Origin of the sequence: Arsukibacterium sp., from assembly GCF_036735525.1 — a bacterium.
Classification (GTDB): Bacteria; Pseudomonadota; Gammaproteobacteria; order Enterobacterales; family Alteromonadaceae; genus Alishewanella.
This window is the reverse complement of sequence record NZ_DAINOE010000010.1, coordinates 29,231-34,035: the sequence shown is the minus strand read 5'-3', so window position 1 is coordinate 34,035 and position 4,805 is coordinate 29,231. Positions and strand designations below refer to the sequence as shown.

At 46.7% G+C, this 4,805-nt stretch carries 4 protein-coding genes; 1 reads left to right on the top strand and 3 read right to left on the bottom strand.

What is annotated here, in order from left to right; all coding sequences use genetic code 11:
• Positions 1-596, top strand: a 596-nt coding sequence (locus tag V7D78_RS03485) for a hypothetical protein (protein ID WP_333607039.1), incomplete at its 5' end; no start/stop codon positions are given.
• 54 nt (positions 597-650) lie between these two features.
• Here V7D78_RS03485 and V7D78_RS03480 read toward each other — a convergent pair.
• The 3 genes from V7D78_RS03480 to nhaD all read right to left on the bottom strand — a co-directional run.
• The gene (locus V7D78_RS03480; protein ID WP_333607038.1) at positions 651-2,339 is read right to left on the bottom strand and encodes an NAD-dependent malic enzyme; all 1,689 of its coding nucleotides are present in this window, start codon (positions 2,337-2,339) and stop codon (positions 651-653) included.
• A 48-nt stretch (positions 2,340-2,387) separates the two neighbouring features.
• On the bottom strand, positions 2,388-3,233 hold the full coding sequence (locus V7D78_RS03475; protein ID WP_333607037.1) for an HDOD domain-containing protein: 846 nt from the start codon (positions 3,231-3,233) through the stop codon (positions 2,388-2,390).
• Between the two features lie 179 nt (positions 3,234-3,412).
• Positions 3,413-4,805: sodium:proton antiporter NhaD (gene nhaD / locus V7D78_RS03470; protein WP_333607036.1), on the bottom strand; the 1,393-nt coding region annotated here is incomplete at its 5' end.

Here is a 4,805-nt window from a genome sequence, read left to right as displayed (position 1 = left end):
TCAGCCTGCTTTTAATCAGCGCAGGGCTAATGAGCACCGCTGCGCTGGCCCAATCCGGCCCGGCATTAACCTCAGTCCCGGCGCAAGATGCTTTTTTTGAGAATATTCGCCAATATTGTGGAAAAGCCTTTGCAGGTAAAGTCACGGAGGCGAACTGGAGTAATGTGGCGACCTTTACTGAAAACCGTTTAGTGATGCATGTGCGTAACTGCACTGATCACAAGCTGGAAATTCCATTTCATATTGGTGATAACCATTCCCGCACCTGGATCTTAACCAAAACCGGCTCGGGTATTTCGTTAAAGCATGATCATCGCATGCCTGATGGTAGCCACGATGACGCTACCATGTATGGCGGTCATACGGTTACAGACGGCTGGGCCAATGCCCAGTCTTTTCCGGCTGATGCATTTTCTAAAGCCGACTTTATCCGGCGTAAAATACCGCAATCTACCGGCAATACCTGGCACATGTATATTTATCCGGGCGAGTTCTTTGCTTATCGGCTGACTCGCGAAGGGCGTGAGCTACGGGTTGATTTTGACTTAACCACCCCGGTTGACCTGCCGCCCACCCCCTGGGGCTATAAAGATTAATATATAAACAAGGGGCTGTTATCACAGCCCCTTATTATAAGTTTTAGCGCGAGTTTAGCCGCTAACTCTTTTGTATTGCCGGTATTCTGGCTTCCAGAAATTATCTTCAATACGCTGCTGCAGCATATTATCATCAATCTCCAGCGCTAAACCTTGTGACATGGCCACTTTTGCCACGGCAAAGGCAATCAGCTTAGATAAATTGGCTAACTGATTTAATGGCGGTAATAAGCTGCCCTCACCGGTATTGGCCAACGGCGAATTAGCGGCCAGCGTTTTACTGGCGGCGCGCAGCATCTCATCACTGATTAAGCGGGCTTTAACCGCTATCACGCCAAGACCAACACCCGGAAAAATATAGCTGTTGTTGCACTGCGCGATAGGGAAACTTTTGCCGTTATATTCCACCGTGGCAAAGGGGCTGCCGGTGGCGACAATTACCTCGCCATCGGTCCACTCAATCACTTGCTGTGGCGTGGCTTCAACCTGACGGGACGGATTACTCAGCGGGAAAATAATCGGTTTGGCGCAATGTTTTTTCATCGCCCGCACCACCTGCTCCGTAAATAAACCGGCCTGTCCTGAGACACCAATTAAAATATCAGCCGCCGCACAATTCATCACATCAAGCAGGCTCGGATACTCACCACTGTAGCTCCAATCCGCAATGTTTGTTGCTTGCTGAGTCAATGCCTGCTGAAAATCACGCAAATCTGGCATGCTATCGGTTAATAAGCCAAAACGGTCGACCATAAAAATCTGGCTGCGCGCTTGTTGCTCGCTAATGCCTTCTGCCACCATCTGGCTGATAATTTGCTCGGCAATGCCACAACCGGCAGAGCCAGCGCCAACAAACACCACTTTTTGGCTGGACAGTTTTACACCCTTACTGCGACAAGCGGCCAGCAAGGTACCTACCGTTACTGCAGCCGTGCCCTGGATATCATCATTAAAGCAGCACACCTGGTCACGATAGCGCTGTAACAATGGCATGGCATTTGGCTGGGCAAAATCTTCAAACTGAATAATGGCTTCTGGCCAGCGGCGTTTAACAGCCTGCATAAACAGCTCAATGAATTCGTTATATTGATCCTGCGCTACCCGCTTTTGCCGCAGGCCCATATACATAGGGTCGTTTAACAGTTTTTCATTATTGGTGCCCACATCCAGCATCACTGGCAAGGTATACGCCGGGCTGATACCACCGCAAGCGGTATAAAGCGACAACTTACCAATAGAAATGCCCATGCCACCAATACCCTGATCGCCCAGGCCCAGTACCCGCTCACCATCTGTGACGACGATGACTTTAACTTTGGCTTTAGTGGCATTACGCAGCAGATCATCTAATTGGTAACGATCGTCATAGCTAATAAATAACCCACGGGCACTGCGGTAAATATCGGAAAATTGCTCACAAGCATCCCCCACTGTTGGTGTATAGATGATTGGGATCATTTCTTCCAGGTGTTGCTGAATAAGCCGGTAATACAGCGTCTCGTTATTATCCTGAATAGCCCGCAGATAAATATGCTTATTAATGGCTTCAGCAGAGCTGCGATACTGCAAATAAGCACGGCTTACCTGCTCTTCAATGGTCTCAAATCGCGGCGGTAATAAGCCGGTCAGGTTAAAAGCGCTACGCTCAGCCTGGCTAAAGGCGCTGCCTTTATTTAATAAGGGGGTTTCCAATAAAGCTGAACCGGCATAGCCGATATACAAGGGTGTTTGTTTGTTAGGCATAAAATACTCATTCGAGACTATGCCACCCAGCGGGTGGCAAATACAGGCTTAATAAATGGTACTGATCCGGGGGTTAAGAACAGACAGGATAAACAGACCTTCGGTATTACAAAAATCAATAGCTTTAATGATATCTGCCTGGCTCAGCATCAACAGCTCTAACACAAAGGGGTCAATCAGTTGTTTGATTTGATATAAATCAGGGTGTTGATTAGCCAGTGCCAAACGTACTGCCAAATACACTATTAACACATCAGGTGCAGCAGCTTCAAATTTACTGCTGTGTTGCATGGCTAACGGGTCGACTATCGCATCCGGTAATTGCCAAAGATGCAATAATTCCGCACCACATCTGGCGTAGGTAAAGCCCAGCTCGGCCTGTTGTAATTGCCAGGGTTTGACATCGGCATTGTAATGCTGACAGCGGTTGCTGATTTCAGGAGATTGCTGACACACCACCAGCTCACCAATATTATGCAATAAACCAGCAACATAAAGCCGGTCAGGTTGGCGTAAACCACAATGGCCGGCCAAATATTTAGCGATTAAAGCGGCATTGACGCTTTGCTCCCAAAAACGTTCTAAATCAATACTGGCGGTATTTAACTGACTACAAGCGGAACTGATACCAATACTGGTCACCAAATTATATACCTGGGTTTTACCCAGTACCAACAAGGCTTTGCTGATTGATTCCACCTGATAAGGTAAGCGATAGATGGCACTGTTTGCTAATTTCAATAGTTTTGACGTTAGCACGGGATCCAGCAAAATGACTTCAGCGATATCGTCCAGGCTGGCAATGTCGGACTCCATCAACTCTTTTACCCGCAAATAACTGTCTGGTAAAGAAAACAAGGTTGATACACTTTGAGCATACTGTAAGGCATTCATCTGAAGTCGTCTCCGGTTCAGCTGGCGTGAGTATAAGAAAAGCACCAGCTTTAAGTGTTACTGCTGGGAGGGATTTTACAAGTTTTCCGACAAAATACTTAGTGATATTTAATATTTAAATACTGGCACAGCAAAATTCTGTGCCAGTATCTGTTCAGTAGCTCAATGAAACATTGGTCTTAGCCATAAACGTTAAATAAAGCGCCATTCAACCAGATATGAGTAAAAATGGAGGCGATATAACCCAATAGAATTACTGGTGCCCATTTTAAATGGCCAAAAAAGGTATACATGCCTCTGGCCTGGCCCATTAACGCCACACCTGCTGCAGAGCCAACGGATAATAAACTACCGCCTACGCCTGCGGTTAAGGTAATGAGTAACCATTGGCCGTGTGACATCTCTGGTTGCATGGTTAATACCGCAAACATCACCGGTATGTTATCAATCACAGCAGAAATAATACCCAGCGCCACGTTGGCATTGGTTGGGCCCCACTGGGTGTAGAGTAAGTCAGACATTAAGGCCAGATAGCCCATAAAGCCTAAACCACCAACACACATTACCACGCCGTAGAAGAACAATAAGGTGTCCCACTCGGCTCTGGATACCCGGCTAAACACATCAAAGGGCACTACGCCACCTAAGCGCTTCAGTTTTTCCTGATCACCCGCCCGCTCGGCCATGGCTTTTTTACGTGCCAATGAACCAGGTAAGGTCATACGCAGGAAATAACCGAAAAATTGCAGATAACCCAAGCCCATCATCATCCCGAGTACGGGTGGCAGGTGTAAGAAGGTATGGCAAGCCACTGCAGTGGCAACGGTCAGTAAAAACAAGGTAACAATACGCAGAGCACCACGTTTTAACTCTACATCTTCATTTACTGCAGATGGCTGACGTTTTTCAACAAAGAAACTCATAATAGTTGCCGGGATAATAAAATTAACCAGGGATGGCACAAAGAGCACAAAAAATTCCTGAAACTTCAACATACCAGCCTGCCATACCATCAGCGTGGTAATATCACCGAAAGGACTAAAGGCACCACCCGCGTTAGCCGCGACAACAATGTTCACACAGCAAAGATTTATAAAGCGTTTATCACCTTCAGCCACCTTCATTACTACAGCACACATCAGCAATGCGGTAGTAAGGTTGTCGGCCACCGGAGAGATAAAAAAGGCTAAAAAGCCGGTTATCCAAAATAAATTTTGATAACTAAAGCCCTTTTGAATCATCCAGGCACGCAATGCATCAAATAAGCGGCGCTCTTCCATGGCATTGATATAGGTCATTGCCACCAGCAAAAACAACATTAATTCTGAGAATTCCAGCAAGTTATGCCTGAATGCCTCTTCTGTTACACCTGGGATATCCTGCGTGATATAGACCCAGCCAATTAATATCCAGATAATACCGGCCGCAACCAGTACAGGCTTAGATTTGCGCATATGAAGTTTTTCTTCACCCATCACCAGCGCATAGGCCAGGACAAAGATAGCTATACAAATAAAGCCGACAACAGACTGGGTTAAATCAAGCTGACCGGTGGTGGCAGCAAAAGCGGAC

What these genes read in the sequence shown, in the direction of transcription:
- V7D78_RS03480 (WP_333607038.1), bottom strand. Translation starts at nt 2,339, where the DNA reads ATGCCTAACAAACAAACACCCTTGTATATCGGCTATGCCGGTTCAGCT.
- V7D78_RS03475 (WP_333607037.1), bottom strand. Translation starts at nt 3,233, where the DNA reads ATGAATGCCTTACAGTATGCTCAAAGTGTATCAACCTTGTTTTCTTTA.